Annotated in this window: 20 protein-coding genes and 1 pseudogene; 11 read left to right on the forward strand and 10 right to left on the reverse strand. The window is 53.2% G+C overall.

Annotated features, from left to right (window positions below):
• Nucleotides 1-98: 98 nt before the first annotated feature.
• Complete coding sequence (locus ARCH_RS02175; protein WP_013169677.1) at nt 99-854, forward strand: class I SAM-dependent methyltransferase; 756 nt, start codon at nt 99-101, stop codon at nt 852-854.
• Between the two features lie 115 nt (nt 855-969).
• Nucleotides 970-2,295 (forward strand): threonine/serine exporter family protein, encoded by a 1,326-nt coding sequence (locus tag ARCH_RS02180; RefSeq protein ID WP_013169678.1) that lies wholly within the window; start codon nt 970-972, stop codon nt 2,293-2,295.
• 125 nt (nt 2,296-2,420) lie between these two features.
• Here ARCH_RS02180 and ARCH_RS02185 read toward each other — a convergent pair whose 3' ends face one another.
• Entirely contained in the window at nt 2,421-4,022 is a 1,602-nt protein-coding gene (locus ARCH_RS02185) for an aspartate:alanine exchanger family transporter (RefSeq protein ID WP_013169679.1), read from the reverse strand.
• Between the two features lie 226 nt (nt 4,023-4,248).
• On the opposite strand from ARCH_RS02185, the gene aspA reads away from it, so the two are divergent.
• The 5 genes and pseudogenes from aspA to pflA all read left to right on the forward strand — a co-directional run bounded on the left by aspA (nt 4,249) and on the right by pflA (nt 10,514).
• Nucleotides 4,249-5,694, forward strand: a complete 1,446-nt coding sequence (aspA, locus tag ARCH_RS02190; RefSeq protein WP_013169680.1) for an aspartate ammonia-lyase — start codon at nt 4,249-4,251, stop codon at nt 5,692-5,694.
• 64 nt (nt 5,695-5,758) lie between these two features.
• Nucleotides 5,759-6,908, forward strand: a pseudogene (locus ARCH_RS02195) (branched-chain amino acid aminotransferase).
• 267 nt (nt 6,909-7,175) lie between these two features.
• A complete protein-coding gene (gene pflB / locus ARCH_RS02200; RefSeq protein WP_013169681.1) occupies nt 7,176-9,263 on the forward strand; it encodes a formate C-acetyltransferase in 2,088 nt (695 codons plus the stop codon).
• A 52-nt stretch (nt 9,264-9,315) separates the two neighbouring features.
• Nucleotides 9,316-9,564 (forward strand): autonomous glycyl radical cofactor GrcA2, encoded by a 249-nt coding sequence (gene grcA2, locus ARCH_RS02205; protein WP_013169682.1) that lies wholly within the window; start codon nt 9,316-9,318, stop codon nt 9,562-9,564.
• Between the two features lie 23 nt (nt 9,565-9,587).
• Nucleotides 9,588-10,514: a pyruvate formate-lyase-activating protein gene (pflA, locus tag ARCH_RS02210; RefSeq protein ID WP_013169683.1), complete on the forward strand. Its 927-nt coding sequence runs from the start codon at nt 9,588-9,590 to the stop codon at nt 10,512-10,514.
• On the opposite strand, the gene ARCH_RS02215 is transcribed toward pflA, so the two are convergent.
• The 9 genes from ARCH_RS02215 to ARCH_RS10265 form a co-directional block, all read right to left on the reverse strand.
• Nucleotides 10,511-11,203 carry a YggS family pyridoxal phosphate-dependent enzyme gene (locus ARCH_RS02215; protein ID WP_013169684.1) on the reverse strand — a complete coding sequence of 231 codons (693 nt, stop codon included), beginning with the start codon at nt 11,201-11,203 and terminating at the stop codon, nt 10,511-10,513. The genes pflA and ARCH_RS02215 overlap by 4 nt on opposite strands.
• A complete protein-coding gene (locus ARCH_RS02220; RefSeq protein WP_013169685.1) occupies nt 11,203-13,875 on the reverse strand; it encodes a DEAD/DEAH box helicase in 2,673 nt (890 codons plus the stop codon). Before ARCH_RS02220 ends, ARCH_RS02215 begins: the two co-directional genes overlap by 1 nt.
• On the reverse strand, nt 13,872-14,879 hold the full coding sequence (locus ARCH_RS02225) for a LacI family DNA-binding transcriptional regulator (RefSeq protein ID WP_013169686.1): 1,008 nt from the start codon (nt 14,877-14,879) through the stop codon (nt 13,872-13,874). Before ARCH_RS02225 ends, ARCH_RS02220 begins: the two co-directional genes overlap by 4 nt.
• Before the next feature lie 158 nt (nt 14,880-15,037).
• The gene (gene uxaC, locus ARCH_RS02230) at nt 15,038-16,447 is read right to left on the reverse strand and encodes a glucuronate isomerase (RefSeq protein WP_013169687.1); all 1,410 of its coding nucleotides are present in this window, start codon (nt 16,445-16,447) and stop codon (nt 15,038-15,040) included.
• 78 nt (nt 16,448-16,525) lie between these two features.
• On the reverse strand, nt 16,526-17,626 hold the full coding sequence (locus tag ARCH_RS02235; RefSeq protein ID WP_013169688.1) for a sugar kinase: 1,101 nt from the start codon (nt 17,624-17,626) through the stop codon (nt 16,526-16,528).
• Nucleotides 17,623-18,267 carry a bifunctional 4-hydroxy-2-oxoglutarate aldolase/2-dehydro-3-deoxy-phosphogluconate aldolase gene (gene eda, locus ARCH_RS02240; RefSeq protein WP_013169689.1) on the reverse strand — a complete coding sequence of 215 codons (645 nt, stop codon included), beginning with the start codon at nt 18,265-18,267 and terminating at the stop codon, nt 17,623-17,625. Before eda ends, ARCH_RS02235 begins: the two co-directional genes overlap by 4 nt.
• Nucleotides 18,268-18,296: 29 nt before the next feature.
• Nucleotides 18,297-19,376, reverse strand: a complete 1,080-nt coding sequence (locus ARCH_RS02245; RefSeq protein WP_013169690.1) for a mannonate dehydratase — start codon at nt 19,374-19,376, stop codon at nt 18,297-18,299.
• Nucleotides 19,377-19,404: 28 nt separating this feature from the next.
• On the reverse strand, nt 19,405-21,006 hold the full coding sequence (locus ARCH_RS02250; RefSeq protein WP_013169691.1) for a mannitol dehydrogenase family protein: 1,602 nt from the start codon (nt 21,004-21,006) through the stop codon (nt 19,405-19,407).
• Between the two features lie 303 nt (nt 21,007-21,309).
• Complete coding sequence (locus ARCH_RS10265; RefSeq protein ID WP_261974470.1) at nt 21,310-21,432, reverse strand: hypothetical protein; 123 nt, start codon at nt 21,430-21,432, stop codon at nt 21,310-21,312.
• 273 nt (nt 21,433-21,705) lie between these two features.
• Here ARCH_RS10265 and ARCH_RS02260 point away from each other — a divergent pair, with 273 nt between their 5' ends.
• From ARCH_RS02260 to ARCH_RS02275, 4 genes are all read left to right on the forward strand, one after another.
• Nucleotides 21,706-22,890: a hypothetical protein gene (locus tag ARCH_RS02260; RefSeq protein WP_013169693.1), complete on the forward strand. Its 1,185-nt coding sequence runs from the start codon at nt 21,706-21,708 to the stop codon at nt 22,888-22,890.
• Nucleotides 22,891-23,064: 174 nt separating this feature from the next.
• Nucleotides 23,065-24,087, forward strand: coding sequence for an efflux RND transporter periplasmic adaptor subunit (locus ARCH_RS02265; RefSeq protein WP_013169694.1), 1,023 nt, complete (start codon nt 23,065-23,067; stop codon nt 24,085-24,087).
• A gap of 2 nt (nt 24,088-24,089) precedes the next feature.
• Nucleotides 24,090-24,848 (forward strand): ABC transporter ATP-binding protein, encoded by a 759-nt coding sequence (locus tag ARCH_RS02270; protein ID WP_013169695.1) that lies wholly within the window; start codon nt 24,090-24,092, stop codon nt 24,846-24,848.
• On the forward strand, nt 24,845-26,161 hold the full coding sequence (locus tag ARCH_RS02275; protein ID WP_013169696.1) for an ABC transporter permease: 1,317 nt from the start codon (nt 24,845-24,847) through the stop codon (nt 26,159-26,161). Before ARCH_RS02270 ends, ARCH_RS02275 begins: the two co-directional genes overlap by 4 nt.
• The last annotated feature ends 157 nt before the right edge of the window (nt 26,162-26,318 follow it).

Consider the following 26,318-nt stretch of genomic DNA (forward strand, 5'->3'; position numbering starts at 1 on the left):
ACGGGAGTTGCGCGCCTATCGAGCGTTGCGAGTGGTTAGATTGGTCAAGTTTTCTTTAGTTCGAGATATTTTCCCCGCTTTGTTTCACAATAATAGGTATGACTTCCCTAGCGAATCCGTTTCACAACGCCGGCACGAGCGCAGCCACGTACGTTGACGTGCGGCCCGGTTATTCACGTACGTTACTTGAGCCCCTATTTGACGACGTCGATGGGGCGCCTTGCGTTGCGGACATCGGGGCAGGCACAGGGAAATTGACGACGATGCTGCCGGAAATTGTGGGGCTTAAGGGGAGCGTGTGGGCGATCGAACCAAGCCCAGATATGCGCGAGCAGCTCACCAATCGGATCTTGGACATCGTTCGGATTATTGATGCCACAGGAGAACACACTACCCTTCCAGATAACTCGTGTGACGTGGTGTTTTACGCTCAAAGCTGGCATTGGGTAGATCCTCGTGCGGCAAGTGCCGAAGCGGCCCGAATCCTCAAACCAGGAGGCAAGCTCGTGATCTTGTTCAACCAGATGGATGTCTCCATCCCCTGGGTCAAACGATTGACTAGAATCATGAGATCAGGAGACGTGCACAGAGTAACCGATACGCCCGTCGTCGTCGAAAAATTTTCCACCCCACAACTCACCGTGAACGTGTGGCAAGATCACCTCACCCCACGCAACGTATGCAAACTCGGCACAACGCGATCCTCCTGGATTACCTCCACACCCGCGAACCAAGAGCGAATGCAAGCAAATCTGCGCTGGTACCTCCACGAAAAATTAGGATACGAGGAACACCACACCGTAGAAATCCCATACGTGACATACATGTGGGTAGCAACCCTCCCCAAAATGTGAGATACAGATCGGGGACAAAAATCATAATTGGGCGTTACGGCCCGGTAGATCTCTCACATGCGGGAATAGAATGTTCGCGCATATTCCACCATTTTTAAGCAGTTGTGAGAGAAGTATGGACCATCAGTCAACAGAATCAGCCACTAGCTCCGAAACGATAGCCGAAAAACTACGCTCAATCCTCATGCTCGGAACCATGCTCCTAGCCTGTGGCGCTGGGGCCTACCGCGTGAAAGCCGCCATGGCACGCGCCGCGAAAGCAATCGGACTGACGCGGCTCGATTCGGCCGTGTCCATGACAGACATCACCGCAACCGCATGGAATGGAAAAGAATCCTACACCAGCTTCGCAGAACAACGCCGCGTGGGCGTGAACGCCGAAAAGCTGGATCGGATCATGCAAGGCGTCTCGCAACTTCGCGAAGGCATGAGCGCCGCTGACCTGCGCCTGATTCTCAAAGAAACAACCGCACGCGATCGGCACTACGGGCTCTGGACAACCGTGCTGGCCTCCGCAATCGCCTGTGCTGGATTCTGCTTCCTCAACGGCGGGCGTGCCGTGGAATGCACAACCGTGTTCTTCGCTGCAGGAATCGGGCAGCTTATTCGTAAACTGTTGTTGGGGCGCGGAATCGCGCACTTCCTTATTTGGATCGTGTGTGCTGTTGCCTCCACGCTTGTATACATTACCCTCCTTGCAGTTGGTAGCTTCGGTGGTTTGCTCTACCTGAGCCAGTATGAATCTGGCCTGATCTCGTCAATCCTTTATCTCATTCCTGGCTTCCCATTGACTACCGCCATGTTGGACTTTGTGCGTAACGATGTACAATCGGCACTGGCCCGGTTCTCATACTGCTTGATGGTGATTGGGTCTGCCGGATTCTCCGTGTGGATCGTTGTGCATGCTTTGGATTGGCATGTTGAGGCATCTGTTGTTGTGCCGCTCCCATTCTGGACCATGACACTTCTTCGGATCCTCACGTCGTTCGTTGCCGCCTATGGGTTTGCCGTGCTATTCAACGCCCCGTGGAAAGTGTGTGCTGCTGCGGCCATGGCTGGGGCCTTTGCTAACACCGGCCGTTTACTGTTGCAAAACCATCTTCACCTGCCGTGGCAACTAGGGGTTGGCTTGGCCGCACTTGTTGTTGGCATTGCTGCGACACTTATTGCATGGAAGACTTCGCATTCGCGTGTATCTTTGTCCGTTCCTGCCGTTGTTATTATGATTCCGGGTGTTCCGTTCTATCGGGGCCTGGTTGCCTTAAATGAGGGGGATTTCCAAGGAGCGATCGCAACGTTTGCGGAGGTATTCTTCGTTATCATGTCGATTGGCTTTGGCCTGGCGATCGCGCGAGTGTTGATGGACAACGGATGGCGCCACGATATGGATACCTCTCACTTGCCAGATACCCTTGGTTCTGATGTGCGAGATGCTGTGTGAGGTTTGAACGCTAGAAGGACCGGGCTTTTCTAGCCCGGTCCTTCTAGTACCTGCATTTTGATAGGAATGCACAGCCTGCAATATGCGGCGAGGGTGTGCCGGATTCTCAATGTTTTTACAGGGGGTTACATTGCTCCGAATGAGCCGAGAACTTGGCCAACGAAAATCTTGGCCACCATTGCTACTGGGTAAACCATGGCGTAGCCGAGAGCAACGCGTGGATCGAACGACGTACGATCATTTGCGAAGGCCAAGACTGCTGGCTGAGTCTGAATGCCACCAAGAGCGCCAGCCAAGCGAGTGCCGCCAGTGGATGTGAACAGACGCATAGAGAGGTAGAAGCCGCCACCGACAATCACTGTGACCATCATGCCGAGCAGCAGGATCTGTAGCCATGCACCACCTGTAAAGGCAACAAGAATCTGTGAACCGGCCTTCGTTCCTGCGTAGGCCAAGAAGATCAACAAGCCGAGTTCAGAAAGTACCTGGCAGGTGGTGAATGGGAGAGTAGTGACGAACTTGCCGATACGGCCAAGACGGCCCATAATCAAGCCAACAATCAGGGTGCCTGCTGCAGAACCGATTGAGAAGGTTAGGCCAGAAGGGGTGAGGATCTTCCATTCGCCGATGATAATACCAAGGGCCATACCAAGGCCGAGTGCGATTGGGTTGATGTCAGTCAAACCATGTGAGGAATCGCCAAAGTACTTGGAAATCTTTGACATGGAGTGAGTTGGCGCAACAACACGAACGCGATCACCAAGCTGGAGGCGGATGGTGGAACTTGCGGCCATATCCGTATCGCCACGGCGAATACGGGAAATTGTGCCGCCGAACTTTTCCTCCACATCCAATTCGCCGATCTTACGGCCGGCAATAGCAGAGTTTGAAATCGTGATACGGCGGAAATCGAGGTAACGGCGATTGGCGATCAACGAGTGGCTGGAACCGTGGCCAACCAGCTTGATAGCCTGATCAACTTCGGCAACAGTGCCGATAACGGTAACTAGATCGTCCTTTTCTAGAACATCTGTATCGGCTGGCAACCAGATGGGGCCAGTTTCGCCACGGCGAATACGGGAGAAGTGAAGGGTTCCGCCAATGATTTCACGCAACGATGCAACAGTTGGCTGATCTTCACGTTCCACACGGATAGTGCGGTTGCAGATAGGAGAAGGCTTATCCTGATCGGCGCTACGGCGTGAGAGTGCGAGAGCCGAGAAGCCGAGCATGCCGATAACACCGAAGAGGTAAGCGATTGCGTAACCAACAGTTGCCAGTGCAGGGTTTCCGGATGCTGCACCAGCAGCCGACAGGGCCGGGGTGTTAGTGGTTGCACCAGCGAAGGTACCGGCGATCAATGCCCAGTCCATGCCTAGTGCGCGGCCCACGAGTGCTGCGGCACCGCCAGCGAGGGCGAATGTTGCGAGCATCAACAACACAGGCACGATTGAGGATTTGAGTGTGTTAAAGAAGTTCGGGCCGGATGAAATACCGATCGCGAATGCGAAGAGCGCCAGACCCAGCACGCCAAGATCGTGTTCAACTTCGATCTTGTAGCCTGAGTACAATGCCCATGCCGTGATTCCGATAGAAAGGAAGAGGACGGCGGCAGCACCTAGAGAAACTCCACGAACGCGGAATTTGGACAAAATTGTGCCGCTTCCTACAAGGAAGAAGAGCAGCAGCACTTGGTTGTCAGCAAAAAGCTGAAATAAGTACGACATTGGACTCCTGAAGAGCGTAGTGATGGACAAGACACTATGACATAGTAGATAGTTCTTCCTAATCATAGCTGGCGTTCTGAGAAATTATGAGCACATAGTCCCGGAAATCCCTAGAAAAAGCCATTATCAAACAAAATTGCGAGCATTTTTCCGCTTATACTGACACCTGTCGCTAAGCGGATTAAGCTGGTGTGTGAAGAGTCACTATCGATTCAAGGAGACGACGATGGTACAAACGCGTACCGAAGAAGATTTACTCGGCACTAGAGAAATTCCAGATGAAGCATATTACGGCGTTCACACCCAACGAGCGATCGACAATTTCCATATTTCTGGAGTCACAATCAACGACGTTCCTGAATTTATCCGTGGCATGGTGAGCGTGAAAAAAGCAGAAGCCCTAGCCAATCGCGATAAGCATGTGCTCTCCGCGCGCGTGTCGCGCGCGATCGTCGACGCCTGCGATCTCATCTTGAACGACGGCCGGTGCATGGATCAGTTCCCCGTCGATGTGTTCCAGGGCGGCGCAGGAACGTCGGTCAATATGAATACGAATGAAGTCGTGGCCAACTTGGCCCTTGAAACGCTTGGCGAGCCGAAGGGAAAATACGACGTCATCAACCCAAACGATCACGTCAATAAATCGCAATCTACCAACGATGCCTACCCAACAGGATTCCGTATCGCGGTTTACCGGATGATCCAACAACTCGCTGAAGAAGTGGATCGTATGCGTGCATCGTTCGCTGCCATCGGCGCCAAGAATGCCCACGTGCTCAAGATGGGCCGTACCCAACTTCAAGATGCGGTACCTATGACAGTCGGCCAAGAGTTCGATGCCTTCGGCGTCTTGATGAGTGAAGAAATCCGCAACCTCACACGCGCCTCAGAACTGCTTCTTGAAGTCAACCTCGGTGCCACTGCAATCGGAACGAAACTGAACACGCCAGATGGGTTCCAGGAGATCGTCGTCGGCAGACTCGCGGAAGTTACCGGTCTAAACGTTACCGCCTCTCCAAACCTCATCGAAGCAACATCGGACACGGGAGCCTATATTTCCGTCCACGGTGCGCTCAAACGCCTAGCCGTGAAACTATCCATGATCTGCAACGATCTGCGCCTGCTGTCCTCTGGCCCGCGCGCAGGCCTCAATGAAATCAACTTGCCTGAAATGCAAGCCGGTTCGTCGATTATGCCAGCGAAAGTCAACCCGGTAATTCCGGAAGTCGTGAACCAAATCTGCTTCAAAGTCATGGGAAATGACACCACGGTGATGATGGCATCCGAAGCAGGCCAGCTTCAACTCAACGTGATGGAACCGGTGATCGGCCAGGCAATCTTCGAATCGATTTCGCTCCTCACCAGGGCAATGGTGACCTTGCGTGAACGCTGCGTCGATGGAATTACCGTGAACGAAGATATCTGCATGAGCTACGTGATGAATTCGATCGGAATTGTCACATATCTCAACGATATTATCGGCCACCACAACGGCGATCTGATCGGAAAAGAAGCAGCTCGCACCGGAAAATCGGTACGCGACATCGTGCTGGAACGCGGGCTGATGAGCGAAACGGAACTGAACCGCACACTCTCCGTAGAAAACCTCATGACCCCCGTTTATATGGGTGAAACCTTCCCAGAAGAATCCGAAAAAGAAATCCACGATTAGCTACCAGCGCCAAAGGGCGTACCATAAGTTAGTTGACAACGGGAACGTTTAGGAGACTATAGGTATGGTACGCTCTTTGACTTCACTCGAACAGTTTGCGCAGGCGGCGTGGCCGGGCGCCGATCAGGTTGCGGGCCGTTTTGCCGTGGCCTCGCATCCGAATCCGGCATCGCAGGAAGCGTACGAAGGCGCGATGGAGCGGCTGGGGTTTGGCGTGGAGTTTACGGATCATATGGCGCGGGGGTCGTGGACTCCTGAGCAGGGGTGGCACGGGATGCGGATTGAGCCGTATGGGCCGCTCTCATTGGATCCTGCGGGGGCGGTTTTGCACTACGGGCAAGAGGTTTTTGAGGGACTCAAGGCCTATCGGCATGCGGATGGTTCCGTGTGGACTTTTCGGCCTGCGTATAATGCGGCGCGCCTGAACGTGTCGAATAATCGGTTGATGATTCCGGAGTTCCCGGTGGAGGATTTTTTTGGGGTCCTTGGCGGGACTGGTTCGTGCTGATGAGCGTTGGGTTCCGCGCACGCCTGGCGCAACGTTGTATATGCGTCCGTTTATTTTTGCGTCTGAGGCGTTTTTGGGGGTGCGTGCCGCGCATCGGTTTGAGTATGGCGTGGTGGCATCGCCTTCTGGCCCGTATTTCACGCATGGTTTTACGCCGATTGATATTTGGGTTGAGCGGGAACATCATCGCGCTGGGCCTGGTGGGATGGGTGACGTGAAGACGGGCGGGAATTATGCCGCGTCGTTTTATGCGAAGTCGCACGCGTTTGAGCGTGGTTTTGATGAAGTGCTTTTCCTTGATGCTGCAACGAATACGTGTATCGATGAGTTGGGTGCGATGAACGTTTTTGTGGTGATGGCTGATGGGCGTGTGCGCACCCCTGCGCTTTCTGGCACGATTTTGCCTGGTTCCACGCGTTCTGCGATTTTGGAGTTGTTGGACGACGACGGGGTGGCGGTGAGTGAAGAGAGCATCACGTTGGCCGAGCTGTGGGACGGTATTAAAGCAGGCGATGTGGCAGAAATGTTTGCGTGTGGCACGGCCGCTGCTGTGGTGGCGATTGGTTCGCTGACGCAGGGGGATGAGCGTGTTGTTGTGAAGCATAGCGAATTTTCTCAGAGTATTTATCGCAAGCTGACTGATATTCAGTTTGGGGTGGCGCCGGATCGTTTTGGGTGGATGTATCAGTTGGCGAAAGGGGAGTGATATTCAGCGATACGGCTGTTGTATCACATATTCTCATTTTGGTTAGTCCCATGATATGGTGGGGACTTTAGTCCCCGTCAATTGCGGACTGTGAGGAGGGCTACCGTCTGTTTTGCGCTGATAGCTTTTTGAGTTGAGTATCGGGTGCTGGGGGCTATTAATCTAGAAGTAGCGCCAGCAGTAGTTGCTGGGGAATAAAAGCGGTCAGTGCGGACTGGCGTACATCTAAGGTCCCGCGTTGATTGCAATGAGAAGGAGTAGTAAACCGTGACTCAAACAGCCGAAACTGCTACACACCCAGAGTGGGAAGGCTTTAAGGACGGCCTTTGGCAGAATGCCATTGATGTTCGTGACTTCATCCAGAAGAACTACACGCCGTACGAAGGCGATTCCTCGTTCCTTGCAGGTGAAACTGACAAGACTCGCCGCGTTTGGGAAACCTTGGAAGAGAAGTACCTTTCGGTAGAACGTCAGAAGCGCGTGTACGACGTCGATGTTGACACTCCTGCGGATGTCGATGCTTTTGGCCCAGGCTACATTTCTGAAGATGACAACGTCGTCGTTGGTCTTCAAACCGATGTTCCACTCAAGCGCGCAATGATGCCAAACGGCGGATGGCGCATGGTTGAGACAGCTATCAAGGAAGCTGGCAAGGAAGCCAATCCAGAAGTGAAGAAAATCTTCACCAAGTACCGTAAGACTCACAATGATGGCGTCTTCGATATGTACACCCCACGTATTCGTGCAGCACGTTCTTCCCACATCATCACCGGCTTGCCAGATGCATACGGCCGTGGCCGCATCATCGGCGATTACCGCCGTGTTGCTCTCTACGGTGTGGATCACCTCATCGCAGAGAAGCTGAAGGATAAGGATCTCTTCGCCGATCAGCCGTTCACCCAGGATTGGGCACGTGATCGTGAAGAAATCTCCGAACAGATCAAGGCTCTCAAGAAGCTCAAGAACATGGCTGCTTCTTACGGCTTCGATATTTCCCGTCCAGCTCAGACTGCTCAGGAAGCAGTCCAGTGGACTTACTTCGGTTACCTTGCATCCGTGAAGTCTCAGGATGGCGCCGCAATGTCCTTCGGCCGCCTCTCCGCGTTCTTCGATATCTACTTCGAACGTGACTTGGCCGCCGGTGTAATCACCGAACAGGACGCTCAGGAAATCATCGATCAGCTTGTTATCAAGCTCCGTATCGTTCGCTTCCTGCGCACCACCGCTTACGATGAAATCTTCTCCGGCGATCCATACTGGGCAACCTGGTCCGATGGCGGCTTCGGTGAAGACGGCCGTCCATTGGTTACCAAGACTTCGTTCCGTCTGCTTCAGACTCTCGTTAACCTTGGCCCAGCTCCAGAACCGAACATCACCATCTTCTGGTCTGAGAAGCTCCCAATGGGTTACAAGCGCTTCTGTGCGCAGGTGTCCATCGAAACCTCGTCGATCCAGTACGAAGCTGATGAGCAGATCCGTGGCTACTGGGGCGATGACGCCGCAATCGCTTGCTGTGTTTCCCCAATGGCTGTTGGTAAGCAGATGCAGTTCTTCGGCGCTCGCGTGAACGCTGCTAAGGCTCTTCTTTACGCCATGAACGGTGGCCGTGACGAAATGTCTGGGAAGCAGATCGTTGATGGTTTTGAAGGCATCCAGGGCGATGGCCCGCTCGATTTCGACGAAGTCTGGGCAAAGTACGAAGACATGCTCGATTGGGTTGTTGGAACCTACGTTGAAGCTCTCAACATCATCCACTACAGCCACGACAAGTACGCATACGAAGCCATGGAAATGGCGTTGCACGATTCTGAGATCGTTCGCACCATGGGCTGTGGCATCGCAGGTTTGTCCATCGTTGCTGACTCTTTGGCTGCTATCAAGTACGCAACAGTCACCCCGGTTCGTGACGAAACCGGCTTGATCGTTGACTACAAGACTGAAGGTGACTTCCCAACCTACGGTAACGACGACGATCGCGCCGACGACATCGCCGCAACCATCGTTCACACCGTGATGGAGAAGATCAAGCGCATCCCAATGTACCGCAACGCAATCCCAACGCAGTCGGTTCTCACCATTACCTCGAACGTTGTATACGGCAAGGCAACCGGTAACTTCCCATCGGGTCACCGTGCAGGTACTCCGTTCGCTCCAGGTGCAAACCCAGAAAACGGTATGGATACCCACGGCATGTTGGCGTCGATGCTCTCCGTTGGAAAGCTTCACTACAAGGATGCTCTTGATGGCATTTCTTTGACTAACACGATTGTCCCATCGTCCCTCGGCCGTGACTTGGCTGAACAGGTCGATAACCTGGTTGGCATCATGGATGCTGGCTTCATCAAGAAGGGCTGACGCCCAGTTTCGCTCAACGAAACATTTTAAATCCCCACGAAAGGAAAATATCATGGCTACGACGTACGAAGAGCGTCTCGAATCGATGAAGGCACAGCGCGCTGCCAAGGGTGGCGTTCAGGGTCTTTACCACGCAAACATCAACGTGCTTAACCGCGACACCCTTGAGGACGCCATGGAGCACCCAGAAAAGTACCCACAGCTCACCGTTCGCGTTTCGGGTTACGCAGTGAACTTTGTTCGCCTCACCCGTGAGCAGCAGCTCGACGTCATCTCCCGTACCTTCCACCAGGGTATGTGAGAATCTTTTAAGGATCCGCTTTTATGACTACATCGATTGAACACCAGAGCAGCGACTTATTTGACGCTACCCGGTATTGGGGCTCTGAAGGGAGCACTGGCGAATACCGCCCCCAGCCGATCGAAGATGAAGTCCCACGTTTAAGTGGAGCGGGTCTGGACGGAGTTTCCCTGGCAGGGCCGATGTCACACCATGAGCATGTTTCTGGTGTGCAAGCTGGTGACATCGGCTCTGTCCACTCCTGGGAACTCGTGACGGCAGTTGATGGGCCTGGTACGCGTTTGACCACATTCTTTGCTGGTTGTCCGCTCCGGTGCCTGTACTGCCATAATCCTGACACCCTGAAGATGAAGGAAGGCACAGCAGTTCGGGCTACTGATATGCTGGAAAAAATCGCCCGGTACAAGGCGGTTTTCACGGTGTCGAAGGGCGGTGTCACCTTCTCTGGAGGTGAACCGATGATGCAGCCGAAGTTCTTGGCCCGTTTGTTGGCCGGCTGTAAAGAAATAGGCATCCACACTGCAGTTGATACGTCTGGTTTCTTGGGCGTAAACATGACTGAAGAGATGCTCGCAAACGTTGATCTCTTTTTGCTTGATGTGAAATCTGGTGTTCCAGAACAATACAAGCGCACTACGGGCCGCGATCTTGCGCCAACGTTGGCGTTCGGCAAGCGTCTTGTAGAAAACGGCAAGAAGATCTGGATCCGTTTTGTTCTTGTTCCGGGGCTCACTGATGCTCCAGAAAACGTGAATGCGGTTGCGGATATTGTTCAAAGTTGGGCTTCTAGCGTTGAACGTGTTGAAGTGCTTCCGTTCCACCAGATGGCACGTGATAAGTGGGCATCGCTCGGGTTGGAATACCAATTGAACGATGTTGAACCGCCATCGAAGGAAGCTACCGAAGCAGTCCGGGATATCTTCCGTTCCCGCGGCCTCACAGTATTCTAACGTTCTCCGAAAACTGCAGTTCCTACACGCACAACCGTTGCACCTTCGCTAATAGCAAGGTGCATATCGTTGCTCATCCCCATAGAGATAACATCCGCATCTGCTAATGCGGGCAACGTGCGCATTTCTTCGGACAACCGCCGGGTAGTAGCGAATGACGCCCGTATATTGGTTTCAGATCCGCGAGCACCAATGGTCATGACACCACGAATCTGTACCCGTGGTAGATCTGCGATAGCCACAGCGAGTTGCATGACATCACCAATAGCCACTCCGAACTGGGTGTCTGCTGCCGCTGAATTAATCTGTATCAATACAGGATAGGGGCCGGTGGCTTCTCCGCGTGCTACGCGTTCTTCTTGGCGCCGGTTGATTCGTTGAGCAGTCTTCAATGAATCAACCGTGTCGATCCGATCAGCCACAGTCATTGCGCTAGAAAGCTTGTTTGATTGAACATGGCCAATCATTGACGTGTATGGATGAATCCCATGTTCGGCAAGGCCAGCATTGGCACTCACCAGTTGGTCTACAAGATTATGTCCCATCAGAACACCGCCAGCGTCATATGCCTCAATCAGGCGCTCAATCGGCTGGTGTTTGGTAGCCAGCATGATATCCACGTGCCGTCCGCCTGCATACCGATCAACGATGTCACGAATGCGGCCAAGGCTCTCAGCAATGGCCACCATCAACGTTCTCCCAAACGGATCGGCTGTACAACAAGCGTGCCAGCTGCATCCGACGCATCCAGATCGATGATCGCCCACAGCCCCCACGCGGCATCGTCGGTTCCAGAATCAAGCACCTGCAACGCTAACCAAACGCGCCCAGTCTGGTGTGATTCAAGCAGATCGGACGCGGAATCTTCTGCCATTCCCGCCTGAAGAAGATCGGCGTAGCTTGGATCTTCCAGGATAGAGAAGAAGCGCGAACTGCGAGCTTCGTTGTCGGTTCCGAGGAAATCGTATTCGTCAAAGTACGGGGCGATCGCGTCTGCCCACGTGTCGGCATCCCAGCCGGCAGCAGAATCGAGATCGTGCAACGCATCGTAATCTTCGCGATCGAGCAGTTCGATCCGTTCGAACATGGCGTTGCGAACGGCAACCCGCAAGGCGTGCTTGTTGCGTGTGAAGGCAACGTTCCCGTCAGCATCAGCACCAAAGGCGGCTTCTTCACCATGGACGGAATCGTCTGATCCCAAGGTTGTGAGTTCGTCTAAGGTAACGCGCCCGTCGGCGAGCGCCTCCCATTCGTCGAGGAGTGAAGAATCGATGGAACGTACCAGCCGCCCGAGCCAATCGATGATGTCCTCAACTTCGCGGGTGCGAACGTTAATAGGAACAGATTGGCGCATAGCCCGGTAGACGTCGGTGATGTAGCGCAGGAGCACGCCTTCGGATCGGGAGAGATCGTAGCGTGAGATGAATTCGGAGAAGGTGAGCGCTTCTTCGATGAGCTGGCGGACTACCGATTTAGGTTTGAGTTCTTGCCCGCGCACCCACGGGTTGGTTTTCGCATAGAGTTCGAGGGCAGGTTCGAGCAGGTCGGCAAGCGGTTTTGGCCAGGTCACTTCGTCTACGAGCGCCATGCGTTCGTCATAGTCCACGCCATCTGCTTTGAGTTTCCCGATGAGTTCGCCGCGGGCCTGGCGCTGTTGTGCGTAGAGCGCGGGGAGTGGATCTTCGGAGACAGCTTCGATGATTGAGACGACGTCGAGTGCATACGTCGCGCTTTCCGGCTCCAGTAAATCGAACGCGGCCAGCGCGAATGGTGCGAGCGGCGAATTGAGTGCGAAATCGGAAGGCACGTCACGAGTGAAGTGGATAGCGCCCGTATCGCCGTGTTGGGCACGCCAATCGCGATCTTCGTGCGTAATGACGCCGGCTGTGCGCAGCGATTGATAGATAGTAATTGCCTTGCGTACTAGCGTGTTGCGATCTTTTTTGGGTTCGTGGTTATCGCACAGAATCGTTTTGGCGCCCGCGATGGGATCGAGGCGTTGGAGCAAGTTGAGGATGAGCGAGTGGTCCACACGCATCCGCGAGGTCAACGTTTCGGGTTGTGCTTCGATCAGTGTGGTGAACGTATTTTCGGACCAGCTAATTGTTCCTTCTGGCGCCTTGACCCGTTGCACGCGTTTGATCTTCGTGGGATCGTCGCCGGCTTTGCGCAGGCGGCGTGCGTTTTCGATGTCGTGTTCAGGGGCTTGGACGACGACGTAGCCAACCGTATCGAATCCTGCACGGCCGGCGCGGCCAGCAATTTGGTGGAACTCACGGGCGGTAATGTGGCGCTGTTTTGTTCCATCAAACTTGGTCAGTGAGGTCATAAGCACAGTACGGATAGGGACGTTGATTCCTACACCGAGCGTGTCCGTTCCACAAATAACATTGAGGAGCCCGGCTTGTGCGAGCTTCTCCACAAGCCGGCGGTAACGGGGGAGTAGCCCCGCATGGTGAATACCGATTCCGGATCGGAGGAGTTTGGAGAGGACTTTGCCGAAGCCTGGAGAAAATGTGAAGGAACCGAGTGCCGCCGCAATCCGTTCTTTTTGTTCTTTGGATGCGATAGGCATGGATTGCAACGCCAACGCTTGCGATACTGCTTCCTTCTGAGAAAAGTGCACCACATACACTGGAGCCATGTGGGTGGCTACGAGCTCTTTGATAACCTCACCGATCGGTTCAGTAGACCACGTGAAGTGCAAGGGAACTGGCCGAACGGCGTCGTCCACAATACTCACCGAACGCCCTGTGCGCCGTTCCAAATCCGCAACCAAAAAACGAGTATCGCCCAACGTAGCCGAAAGCAAAATCTGTTGTGCCTGCGGCAAGGCTAAAAGCGGAACCTGCCACGCCCAGCCGCGCTGTGGATCGTCGTAAAAATGGAACTCGTCCATCACAACCACACCCACGTCAGCACTCGCGCCTTCACGCAACGCAATATTCGCCAAAATTTCCGCCGTAGCACACACAATCGGAGCACCCGCGTTAATCGACGAATCGCCCGTTACCATGCCGACGTTATGGGCACCGAAATGGCGAATAAGCTCAAAAAACTTCTCAGAAACCAACGCTTTCAACGGTGCCGTGTAATACGCCGTGCGGCCCGTAGCCAACGCGGCAAACAACGCCTGCATCGCAATCAGCGATTTACCAGAGCCGGTGGGGGTAGCCACAATCACGTGATCGCCCGAGACAATGTTCAACAACGCCTCATCCTGATGCGGATACATGTGCTTACCGGTGGATTCGACCCAGCTGGCGAAGGCGTCATAGATCGCCTCGTCAGATGGCGAAATTCCATACGCGTCTTCAAGGGCATCTAGTGCAACATTGAGGCCTGGTTCGGAAAGGCTCATTCTTTTTCGCTCCCACGTGACGCAATACTGCCACGAATCTTAAACTCCATCGGAACAACGATCGTGGAACGTTCCCTACGAGTATGGTTAGCTGCTTGCCAAATCAACGACATCGCGGCCTTATAACCAATATCAAAACTACCCGTGCTGAGCGATGACAATTCAGGATCAGCCATATGGCAAATCACGGAATCATCCACGCCGATCACCGACACATCATCCGGGATCGAAGCACCCAGGCGGCGTGCCTGGCGAACGAACCCAAATGCCATCAAATCGTTGTATGCCACAACTGCCGATGTTCTGCCACGGTTCCAAATACGTGCCGCATCAGCACCGCCTACCAGATCAGGCGATAAAAACTTAGTGCGAGTAAGCTGCAAACTAGTGGCGGCACACTGATCTTGTAACGCCCGCCAGCGCATTGCATTCGCCCAAGACATTTCTGGGCCGGAAAGATACATGACGTCCTTGTGGCCGCGTTCAGCCAGTTCACGGCAGACCGCCGTAATACCGCCGTTCGTATCTGGCACCACGCACGTGTGGCCGTCCAAGTAACGGTTCATCAATACCAACGGTTTGCTCTTCTCCACCTGAAGAATCGCAGCCGGGGTAAGCCGAGAGGCTGCCAGGGCAACCCCATCCACATCAGGCAACACACGGCGGAGAGTATGGGCTTCCAGAGCGCCTGATTCATCAGAATTAGCGATCACTACCGCATAGCCATGTTCGTGTGCGGCTTTATGAAAGCCTTTATACATTGCTGCAAAAGTAGGGTTAGAAATATCGGCAACAACCAAGCATAGAACCCGTGTGGCTTTATCTGAGCTGGCATAGGCCGCTCCTGATGTGCGGAAGCCAAGATCACGGGCAGCTGCAAAAATACGTTCCGCGGTATCTGTTGATACGCGGGCAGGGTTAGAAAAAGCGCGAGATACCGTAGACGGAGAAACCCCCACTGCGCTAGCCACATCATAAATCGTGGCTGTCTTCTTTTTACTCACGTACCTACCAGTTTTCTTAACAGATCCGCCTTACACACCTACATCATAACAATGTTTACAGATGCTAGGTTGGTACCTTACGCAAGTTGTGGAAAAGCGCGCGGATCCCCACCATCGACCATGATCGAGGTAAGAATCCGCGTGCTTTTCAGTTATTCTTAGTCCAGCTTGAACACCTTGCGTGGCTGGTCAGAGGTCAATGCCTTGATCCAGTGGAACGCGGCAGTGCGCGAAATGCGGCCTTCGATCACGTAACGCGCCAAGAACACGGAATCGAGGCGACGGGACATATCGTGGCGTGCTGGGATGGACAAGAACGCGCGGGTATCATCAATAAACCCTGAAGAACGGGAGAATCCAGCGGTTTCCGTGGTGGCTGCGCGGAAACGCAGAACCGCATCAGGAGCGTCAATGAACCACCATGGGGCTCCGATGAACACCGATGGGTAGAAGCCCGCAAGTGGAGCTAACTCACGCGAATACACGGTTTCGTCGATGGTGAAGAGAACCAGGTGCAAGCGCGGATCGTTGCCGTACTTATCAAGAAGTGGCTGGATGTTCTTCGTGTATTCGGTTTGTACTGGAATATCGTGGCCAGTATCTGGGCCGAATGTGGTGAACGATTCGGTGTTGTGGTTACGGTACACGCCTGGGTGAACTGTCATCACCAGGCCGTCTTCCACGCTCATGCCAGCGAAGCGGAAGAGCATGGCACCTTCGAAGATGTCAGATTCTTCAGCGGTCAAGCCTTCGTGAACAGCCTTGTGGTACAGTGCGCCAAGTTCAGCATCATCCATATCAACTGCGAGTGGGTGTGCCACACCGAAATCGGCGGACACCGCGCCGTTCTCAATGAATCTAGCACGCGAAGCGCGGAAGCCTTCCAGGTAGCCTTCGAAGGAATCTACCGGCTGGCCCACGGAAGCGGTGAGTGCTTCAACCTTGGAGCGCCATTCTGGCTTGCGGGTATTCACATATGCATCTGGGCGCCACGTTGGAATAACTTGGCCAGTGAACGTTTCATCTGCAGCAAGAGCGGCATGGTATTCGAGTGAATCCAGCGGATCATCAGTGGTTGCAAGAACGGAGATTGGGAAGGAATCGAAGAGTGCGCGTGGGCGGAACTCAGGAGTCGACAGCTTCTCTGCAATAATATCGAAGAGCTTATCGGCGTTTTCTGCGCACGGTTCTTCATCGATTCCGAAGAGGGTTACGAATTCGTGGGTTAGCCAGTAGCCAGATGCGGTGCCATCAAGGAGGCGCCAGTTTTCGCAGAAGATACGCCATGCTGTTCGCGGATCAACAGGATCTGATTTACCCACACCGATCTTGGTGAGATCGATGCCTGCCGAATGAAGCATACGGAACACGTAGTGATCGTAGGTGAGGAACAGGTTGGTGGCGTCTGAAAATGGTTCGTTATCCAGAAGCATCTGTGGGTTCACGTGGCCGTGAGGAGAGATGATCGGGAGATCCTTTACGGTGGTGTAGAGTTCTCGGGCCAGGTCACGGGTTTTTTCGTCTGCTGGGAAGAGACGATCTGGATCGAGGAAAAGTGGGCTAGCCATGTGTGTACGTCCTTGTCACAAAAGATAGAAGATGAACGGGGGCGCTTGGGCGATCAAGCGCCCCCGCAGAATTGGTGTTTATCGCTGTACGCGGGCGCTGCCGCCGCCTACCAGCCGTTCGACTTCCGCCAGCGATGCCATCGAGGTATCGCCTGGGGTGGTCATGGCCAGTGCGCCGTGTGCTGCACCGTAGTTAACGGCCTTTTCGATGTCTCCAAATTCCATCAAACCGTAGATCAAACCGGAAGCAAACGAATCGCCACCGCCTACACGATCGAGGATTTCTAGGCCATCGCGCTGGATTGCTTGCACGAATCCCTGTTCGCGGCTCCAGGCCACTGCGCCCCAATCGTTCACGGTTGCGGAACGGACCTGGCGTAGTGTGGTGCCTATTGCCTGGAAGTTCGGGAACTGCGTAGCCACGGTTTCGATCATCTTTTTAAACGATTCGACTTCGAGGTTATCGAGGTTTTCGTTCGCCCCTTCAACCTCAAAACCGAGCGAAGCGGTGAAGTCTTCTTCGTTGCCGATCATCACGTCAACATACTGTGCAAGTTCACGGTTAACTTCTTGGCATTTTTCTTGGCCGCCAATGGACTTCCAAAGTGATGGGCGGTAGTTCAGATCGTATGAAACAACCGTGCCGTACTTCTTCGCGGCCTGCATGGCTGCCTTAGCAACTTCAGCAGTGCTTTCAGAAAGAGCGGTGAAGATTCCGCCTGTGTGGAGCCAGCGAACCCCGAGGGTGCCGAACAGATAATCCCAATCGACATCGGTGGCAACCATCTGGGAAACGGCCGTGTTGCCACGATCGTTGTTTCCTACAGCGCCGCGAACGCCGAATCCACGTTCGGTGAAGTTTAGGCCGTTGCGTACGCTTCGGCCCACGCCGTCAGATGGAACCCACGTGATGAACGACGTGTCAACGCCGCCCTGGAGAATCAAATCCTCGATGAGCATGCCAACTTCGTCGCGCACGAGCGCCGTAACGATGGCGGCACGGCGGCCGAATGCACGGCGCGAACCACGTGCGACGTTGTATTCGCCGCCGCCTTCGGATGCAGCAAAGTGGCGTGCAGTGCGGATACGGCCTTCGCCTGGATCGAGGCGAAGCATGACTTCACCGAGCGATACGATATCGTAACGGCATTCGTTTGCTGGGCGCAGAGCGATGGTCATCGAGTTACCTCCTTGGCGATGGACATAGCTTGTGCAGAGAGTTCTGTGATCGTATCGAATTCGCCGTTATCCACGAGTTTTGTGGTGACCATCCAGGATCCGCCGATTGCTGCAATGAATGGCTGGCTGAGCCATTCTGCTGCGTTCTTTTCTGAGATTCCACCGGTTGGGAGGAATTTCAGTTGTGGGAATGGAGCGGCGAACGCCTTGATTACTGAGAGGCCACCGAGTGGTACGGCAGGGAAGAATTTCATCACGTCTAGCCCGTATTCAACCGCAGCCATGATATCGGTTGGGTTGGCAACACCTGGTAGGAGTGGAACGCCACGTTCTGCAGCGACGTCTGCCACAGTGGCTGAGAAGCCAGGGGAGACGAGGAAGGTTGCGCCCGCATCGATTGCCGCGTTGGCTTGTTCTGCATTAATGACGGTTCCTGCACCCACGGCGATTTCTGGCACGTTGCGTGCGATGCTGGCGATGCATTCGGCGGCCACTGGCGTACGGAACGTCACTTCAGCACTAGTGATTCCGCCTGCGAGTAGCGCACGAGCCGTAGGCACGGCGTCTTCCACACGGTTGAGGACGACGACGGGGACGATCGGGTTCTTTTCTAAAAATGGACGAGCTGATGGGATAGCCATAATCTCTTAATTCCTTAACATCTGGTTGATCAGCCGCGAGACTTCATCTTGGCGATGGATTCAAACAGGCCAGAAAGGTAGACGGCGCCGAGTGCACGATCGTAGAGCGGGTAGCCTGGGCGGCCGGTTTCGCCCCAAATCATTCGGCCGTGATCTGGGCGAATGTAGACGTCTGGGTTGGTATCGTAGATAGCTTCCATGATGGCGTGCATATCCAAGTTGCCGGTGGAGGATGGGTGGGGAGCTTCATGGAACTTCTTTTCACCCAAGTACTTGACGTTGCGGACGTGAGCAGCGTTGAGCAAGCCACGTTCGCCAAACTCGCGGAAGATCGCTGGCACATCGTTATCTGGGTTGGAGCCGAGCGAACCGGAGCAGACGCAGAAACCGTTGTATTCCGAATCGTAGAGCTTCGCGATCTTATCCATATCATCACGGTTGCGGTGAATACGTGGCAAACCGAAGAGATCCCATGCTGGATCGTCTGGATGGCAGGCCATCTTGATGCCAACCTTTTCAGCGGTTGGGATGATGCCTTCCAAGAAGTAACGGTAGTTAGCACGCATAGCTTCGTGATCGATGTCTTGGTAGAGTGCCATCACTTCGTCGAGGCGTTCGAGGCGCTCTGGTTCCCAACCAGGAAGGGTCAAGCCGCCGGAATCCTTAGCGGTGCGTTCAACGATGTCACGAGGAGACATGCCTTCGACTTCAGCGTGATCGTAGTACAAGCAGTTCGAACCATCGTCAGTCACGTGAGCGAGTTCGGTGCGCAACCAATCGAACACTGGCATGAAGTTGTAAACAACAACCTTCACGCCATTGTTTGCCAAGTTTTCAAGGGTGGTGTTGTAGTTGGCAATGTACTCATCACGAGTAGCCAAGCCCATCTTGATATCTTCGTGAACGTTCACAGATTCGATAACTTCGCACTCCAAGCCAGCGGCGTGAACTGGGGCGATCATATCCTTAATTTCCTGATCTTCCCACACTTCGCCAGCCTGCTTACCGGACAAGGTGCCCATGATGCCCGTCATTTCAGGAATCTGCTTGATGTATTGCAACGGGATCGGATCGAAACCTTCGCCATACCAGCGGAATGTCATCTTCATAATATCTCCTTTAAAAATGTCACGTCTTTTAGGCGGTGTATTCACGATCAAGCACGGAACGTACAGCGCCTGGGCCAGCAACCAACTCGATAAAGTAGCCTTCAACCTTGGCAGCTAGCGGAGTCGTATATAAATCAACACCGAAAATCTGCTTGTTAGACAAGATAGGTTGCACGATGCGGTGAGCCTCGTCGCTGGACAGTTCCATGCCAACCGACACTTCAGCCAACATCCCTTGAAGCTCCTCAAGAAGAGGATCAGACGCCAAAGTGAAAGCCTCGCCGTCGTCGGCAATCCCCGTCAAATAACGTAACCACAACGCAAAAACAAGCGGAATAGTATGCAACGAATCCAACGGCAAATCGCGCTCAATATACTTCTTGATCGTCTCACCAAAACGAATCGGCAACTTCTGAGACGTATCCATCGCGATACGTGCCGGATCATCCGGAAGATACGTATTCGGGAAACGAACCTCAAGAACCTCACGCAAGAAATCTTCAGGCGCAACCACACCCGGATCCACAACCACAGGCAAACCTTCGTTCCACCCCAACTCGTGAACCATCGCAGCCAACGCCGAATCGCGCATCTCCGAATCAATCGTTGGCATACGAAGCAAACAACCACTTACAGCCAACGCGGTATGCAACGGATTCAAACAGGTGGTGACCTTCATGTTCTCAAAATCGTCACACACCTGACGATCCACAATCTGAACCCCGTAATCCTCCAACGGAGGGCGATCGCCCGCAAACTTATCCTCAATAATCAAATACTCAGTAGGCTCCGCATTCACAAAACCCGCAACCGGCGTACGGCCCACAAACTCAATATCCATATCCGAAAAACCAAGCTCCGCCAACTGGGCAGAAACCGAATCGTTCGGACGCGGTGTGATCTTATCAATCACCGAAATCGGGAACGCAACCTTCGATTCATCCGAAAGCCACGCAATAAACTCGGCCGAAACTGCGCCGTTTCCTTCCCAACCACGCGCCACGATCATGATCGATTCGCGCAACTTATCGCCATTGTGGGAGAAGTTATCCGTAGAAAGCATGGTGATCGGAGCGCCACCTGCCTCAAAACGATGGAACAGCAAACCAGCCATCAACGCCATCGTGTGAGCATGGTACGCACGTGGATCCGTAGCCAACTCCTCAACCAGCATAGGCTGAAGATCCCCAGCAGACGTGTGAACCGCATAGCCTTTCTCCGTAATCGTAAACGACACGAGAGAAAGCGAATCGTTACGGAAAATCTCAACCAAACGCGCGAAATCATCGTCACGCTGCGTTGCAAGCGCCTCCGAAAGCCCCGCAATCACACGAAGATCACGCGAACCATCCGGATTCAACGTCACGCCAAGCGACATCAAATCATGCTTGCCCAACTGGCGGTCCATTTCCTCTGCCGCCAACGTCTGCACACCCGTAACCGGCCACATGTGACCATCCGCCACCAAATCGTGAGCGATACGAGCAACAAAAATACGGAAAATATTACCTGGGCCAATCTGCACCCAACGCGGCGTTTCTTTGCCGCTCTTCTGCATCTGAGCCACATCGAACGAAGGAAGAACAATATCTCCTTCAATACCCGACAGGCCGTTAAAGTTTAGTTCCATGACATGCGCCTTTACCTAAAAATAAGGGGGATGATTCAACTCTAGTAAGGCACACCCGAAAATGGCCGGATGTTGCCTTAAATTGCCAGCGTTCTTAGTGCAATCCGCTAACCGGGTGATCGTTACTGTGTCAGAGTTTTCCACCACGATGTTCCGGCGGAGTGCCGAGTTCCCCAGTATCGAGCAGCGCTGCCAGAGTTTGGCTAGGTACGTTGTAACGATTCTGGAAACAGATACCGATTTTTCCGCTAGCGCGTTCCGCGGCGGAAAGGAACTCTTTCGCTTCCTCTAGCTGTGCAGAATCTAGATCCAGCTTCGTACCCCACGCGCTCCGGAACTCAAGGAAATGTGAAGCGATGTAAGCAGGCTGATCTGCTCGGTAAGATCGTGAGAAATTTCGTCTGCAAAACCACTGATAGCCCACATAATTACACCTTTGATCGTGGGGGAGTGAGTGCCACATCCGTGTGACTCGTGCCATTTTCTTGACCATCATTCTAGTGAGAAGAAAGCTGAGGTGTCCCTAAAAATACTTTTCTAAGCAAGGCAACTTTTGGCAACATGAAGCCCTTAACTGAGCATTAGGACGTGGGTCCCGTGAGACATTTGCCCGAAATCTCTTGTGAAGTCTCCAACGTTCTGCGTTAATTCTGAAAAATTGCTTGACGTAATCTGGGACCGCTTCGTACCCTCGCTAACGTGGCAGCAAATAAAATCGTTTCAGTTCCAGTTATCCTGCTTGCCGTAGTGGGAACAGGCCTACTTCCCTCAAGTGGGAATCTTCAGGCCTCAGGTAAGAACGGTTCGGCTACCCAGATTGAGCCAGAAGTGGATCGTGCAACCATTCAGAACATGGGAGAAGATGCGCAGATCGCAGAACTTCAGGATGCGCAAGAACTCGAACAAGCTCAACGCGAAATGATTGACGAGTTAGAAACACGTGTAAAGCGAGTAGCCACAGTTTTAGCAACGATTTCTGCGGAACGTGATAACAACAGAGCTGTTCTTGAAGTCGCTCAAGCGACAAAGGCACAGGCTAATGAAGAACTAGCTAACGCACGTACAGAACAAGAGCAAGCACGTGCTTTGCTTGCTCAGATGATTCACCTACGAGATAATCTCGAGCGAGTACGCAACCAACTGGAAGATAACTTAGCATTTACATCCCGTGATCTTGACCGTGCGAACAACGATGTGGCGCAAGCGCAAGCCCGCCACGATGCGGCAATGGCCCGAATTAAAGCAAGTGTTGATTCCTGCACGCAGGCAGCTGAGGAAGAGCGCATCGCTTCTGAGAAAACGGAAGTGATCGAAAAACGGCTCACTCGTGCCCAGGCACGCCTCGCATCTGCGAAAGCCGCTCTGGCGAAAGCGCTTAACGATCTCCATGCAACGCAAGAAAAGATTGCAACTCTCAAAGAACAGCTCCATATCGTGGAAGGCGGTACAGCTTTTACTGTGAGAGAACGGCCTCACAACACTATTCCGGATGGTGACGAACCATCAACAGGCGTGCCGCAAGGTATGCCCGTTGTTGGAAAGCCGCCAACAATCGAGATCGCCGGCCCAGTGTATGTTCCCAAGAGCGCCAATCAAGAAGATTCCGCTCCTCGAATCGACGTTAACCCAATAAAAGTCTTGCCAGCCAATCCTGCTAAGCCATTGCACATCCCGCATCCAGGCCGTGCGATAGGACGCTCGAAGTCATTGCCTCGTATGGTGGATTCCGCCGTTCTGGAGCCTGCTTCCAATCTAACAAACTATGAACCGTTGGAAGTTCTGGCTGACACTGGTATGCAGATCTCTGACGTAGCGCTTGGCGGTGCCGCACTCCTTCTTGGGGGAGTGGGCGCACAGGCACTCCGGCGTCGTCGTTTCCGTTGAATACAACGTAACGTTTGAATAATTTTTGTATCATTTTCAGAAAATCTGTGTAAAATCAGCGGTAAGCTGTCGAAATGTTCGTGACACCGAAACTCTTGGGTGTCTCCGGTAACGTTGCCGGTCTGGATATTCGTGGCACACGTTGTTCGATTACAGCCCTGGAGATTTTCTGACATGGATGCGCACCCAACCCGAAAACTGATTTTCACAATACTACGTTTGATTATTACTACAGTGATCGCCGTAGCGATGATCAAATTTGCGTTCTTTCCATCGCAAAAAACACACGAACCGCTAGTAGGCGGAGGCGAATTCGTGATGCCAACCGTTACTCCAACGCGTGGCGATATCAAAAACGATACTGAATTTGACGCAACCCTGATTCGTAACGCCTCCAAATCCGTGAAATCTACTGCGGAAGGCGAAATCGTTCACTTCTTCGTAGAAGACGGGGCAAAAATTGAAAAAGGCGCGCCGATTCTTCAAATAAAGACGACGACGGAGGTTACCGAACCTCCCGCCACAGGATCCGAATCAGACGACGAATCCGCAACACCCTCAGCGCCCCAAACCCGCAGCGTCGTCTCCTACAACAATATAGTAGCTCCAGCAACTGGCACCCTGACACTCGATGCTATCCTCAAACAACGCGTGGCAATCAACGATTCAATCGGTACAATCGCTCCTGATTCCTTCTATGCATCCGTTTCAGTAACCCCAGATCAGTTGTATGCACTGCAATCAATCCCCAAGGAAGCCGAAGTATCAATCGCCAACGGGCCAGCGCCATTCATGTGCACGAACCTCCACACAACAACCACTAAATCCGGGGGAGACAAACACGAAGGGGAAGCACAAACGTCGTCCCCACAACTCGTCTGCGATATTCCAGCAGGACAAACCGTATTTGACGGAATCAAAGCAAAACTCCGCATCACTGGTGAAAGCGCAACCAATGCACTCCTGCTCCCGCTTACCGCAGTTGAAGGCCGATTCCGCGAAGGAAAAGTCTACGTTCCAGCAGCCAACGGGCAACAGAAACCACAGGAACTGATCGTAAAACTCGGCATCAACGATGGGCAAATGATCGTGATTACTGAAGGCTTAAAAGAAGATACTGAAGTCCTCGAATTCACGCCACAAACCAAGAACGACGAGCAAAAGGATGCTCCGAATGATTCTGGTTTCCGGGGGTAACAATGCTCTCTTTACGCGACATCACGCGCGATGTTCAGCTCCCCAACGGGGAAGATCTGCACATCCTACGCGGAACCAATCTGGATGTAGAAGCCGGCGAACACATCTCTATCGTTGGTCATTCAGGAACCGGAAAATCCACACTTCTCAATATTGTTGGGTTGCTAGACCAGCCAACCTCTGGAACCTACACGTGGGATGGCAAGGACGTGCTGGAACTTAACGATACCCAGCGATCGCGACTGCGTGGAAACTCAGTAGGATTCGTATTCCAACAATTCAACCTGTTTCCCACACGCACTGTGCTAAACAACGTTGAAGTTCCGTTGCTCTACAACTCTGGGCGTGCACTGTTTAGCAGACGAGATCGTGCAGCAAAAATCCTCGAATCTGTTGGGTTAGGAGACCGGCTGGATGCCATGCCAAGCCAGCTTTCTGGCGGTGAACAACAACGTGTGGCAATTGCGCGAGCACTTGTGCGCCAACCACGCTTGATCTTGGCCGATGAACCTACCGGTGCTCTCGATCCAGAAACTGGACGGCTTGTGATGGACGTGCTAGAAAGCGCGGCGTTACGGAACAATGCGGCGCTCATCGTGATCAGCCACGATATGGTGATCGCCCAACGTGCTAACCGTGTATATCAGATTTCTGATGGGGTTTTGCATGACGTGGAAAAAGCGAACGATGCCTTTATCGGTGTGCCTGGACGCCGGCAACATGCAATGAGCGACAACAAGGTAGAGGAGGATCTAACGTGATCCATAACTTTATTGGAGCGCTCATCGAAGCGTGGGAAGAAGTCAAAATCAATAAAGCCCGCGTGATTCTTTCATTAATCGGTGTGGGAGCTGCTGTATGGGCCATGTCTACCGTTATTGCGCTTGGAAGCATCGTGAGCGCATCGAACCAGCAAACGATGGCTCACTGGGGTGGGCAACCCGGCACGGTCACACTCACTGTGGCAAAGAATAGCTCAGAAGGTGAAGAATCTGCAGGCAATCCGTTAAAAAGCAGCCCATCAAACGAACAACAACAGGAATTTAAAAAATTCCGTGACGCGGTGAAAGAAACAGCACGCCGATTAAAACTGACCGTATGGACAACCCGAGCCACACCTAGCCTGGAATCAATCGATGCACCATATTTCAATCCGTGCCCGGCGATCTACGAGAAGCAGTGCCCTGGAGAACATCCAGAGGTAGAAGCCGTTGACCCGGCCTATTTCGCTCTCCATGCACACGATCTTGTGGCGGGTAGGTTACTGACAGAAAAAGATGCCACGTTGAATATGAATCCAGTGGTCATCAATGAATCCGCATGGGAAACTATTGGGCGTCCTGCGCTAGCAACCCACCCGCGTATGTGGCTATCTAAAGATCATCGCACGGCAGTAACGGTTGTTGGGGTTATCAAAAATGTGGTCCAAGGCCAAATGGCATCAATCTACATTCCTGCCGACGCTCAACCTTTTATCTTCCCGAAAAGCGGACACGGCGATTACCCAACTATGCTCTTCCTTGCGCCAAAAGGACAGGAAGAAATCGCTAAAGACGTTAGTCAGGCAGTTCTCGGATCAATCCTTGGGGACAAGTATCGAGTTGATGCTTTCTGGGATGAAGGATATGCCGAACAAAGCGCTAACAACGCTAAAGTACTAGAAACAGCTGTTGCCGTGATCGGCGGAATGGTGATTGCTTTGGGAGCTCTGGGGCTCTTAACCATGAGTATCGTGACCGTGAAAACTCGCGTACGTGAAATCGGCATCAGGCGTGCCGTTGGAGCATCTGCCAAACGTGTGTTCTTCTCAGTATTCCTTGAATCCGTGGTGGCAACAACTGTTGCTGGATTCGTTGGAGTCATACTCTCTGTATTTACCATCCGAGTAGTTCCTCAACTAGTATCGGCCAGCTTCCTACCTGGCGAATTGGGAATGGTGGCTGAAAACGTTGCTTACCCGATGCAGGCGGCGTTGCTGGGCGTGATTATTTCGGCCGGTGTGGGTGCATTGTGCGGAATTATTCCAGCAACGGTTGCGGTGCGTATGCGTCCGATCGATGCGATTCGGTTCTAACACCTGTAGTAATACGGCGCTACTTTGGCGGCTATCTGTACAGGAGTGTGCTATAGAGCCCTGCTGTACGGATAGCCGCTTATTTTGGGGGTGAGGCTCAGGGGCGCAGTGAGGCCCAAGGGTGCGGTGAAGTATTTAACGTTAACGAAAAAGATCC

The sequence above is a fragment of the Arcanobacterium haemolyticum DSM 20595 genome (assembly GCF_000092365.1).
Lineage (GTDB): Bacteria > Actinomycetota > Actinomycetes > Actinomycetales > Actinomycetaceae > Arcanobacterium > Arcanobacterium haemolyticum.

Excerpts from the sequence above, each read along its gene's own strand:
- grcA2 (WP_013169682.1), top strand. The coding sequence starts at position 9,316 with ATGGCTACGACGTACGAAGAGCGTCTCGAATCGATGAAGGCACAGCGC.
- ARCH_RS02175 (WP_013169677.1), top strand. The coding sequence starts at position 99 with ATGACTTCCCTAGCGAATCCGTTTCACAACGCCGGCACGAGCGCAGCC.
- ARCH_RS02265 (WP_013169694.1), top strand. The coding sequence starts at position 23,065 with ATGGATGCGCACCCAACCCGAAAACTGATTTTCACAATACTACGTTTG.
- ARCH_RS10265 (WP_261974470.1), bottom strand. The coding sequence starts at position 21,432 with ATGTGGGCTATCAGTGGTTTTGCAGACGAAATTTCTCACGATCTTACC.
- ARCH_RS02220 (WP_013169685.1), bottom strand. The coding sequence starts at position 13,875 with ATGAGCCTTTCCGAACCAGGCCTCAATGTTGCACTAGATGCCCTTGAA.
- ARCH_RS02180 (WP_013169678.1), top strand. The coding sequence starts at position 970 with ATGGACCATCAGTCAACAGAATCAGCCACTAGCTCCGAAACGATAGCC.
- aspA (WP_013169680.1), top strand. The coding sequence starts at position 4,249 with ATGGTACAAACGCGTACCGAAGAAGATTTACTCGGCACTAGAGAAATT.
- ARCH_RS02235 (WP_013169688.1), bottom strand. The coding sequence starts at position 17,626 with ATGACCATCGCTCTGCGCCCAGCAAACGAATGCCGTTACGATATCGTA.
- eda (WP_013169689.1), bottom strand. The coding sequence starts at position 18,267 with ATGGCTATCCCATCAGCTCGTCCATTTTTAGAAAAGAACCCGATCGTC.
- ARCH_RS02250 (WP_013169691.1), bottom strand. The coding sequence starts at position 21,006 with ATGGAACTAAACTTTAACGGCCTGTCGGGTATTGAAGGAGATATTGTT.
- uxaC (WP_013169687.1), bottom strand. The coding sequence starts at position 16,447 with ATGGCTAGCCCACTTTTCCTCGATCCAGATCGTCTCTTCCCAGCAGAC.
- ARCH_RS02185 (WP_013169679.1), bottom strand. The coding sequence starts at position 4,022 with ATGTCGTACTTATTTCAGCTTTTTGCTGACAACCAAGTGCTGCTGCTC.
- ARCH_RS02245 (WP_013169690.1), bottom strand. The coding sequence starts at position 19,376 with ATGAAGATGACATTCCGCTGGTATGGCGAAGGTTTCGATCCGATCCCG.
- pflA (WP_013169683.1), top strand. The coding sequence starts at position 9,588 with ATGACTACATCGATTGAACACCAGAGCAGCGACTTATTTGACGCTACC.
- ARCH_RS02215 (WP_013169684.1), bottom strand. The coding sequence starts at position 11,203 with ATGGTGGCCATTGCTGAGAGCCTTGGCCGCATTCGTGACATCGTTGAT.
- ARCH_RS02270 (WP_013169695.1), top strand. The coding sequence starts at position 24,090 with ATGCTCTCTTTACGCGACATCACGCGCGATGTTCAGCTCCCCAACGGG.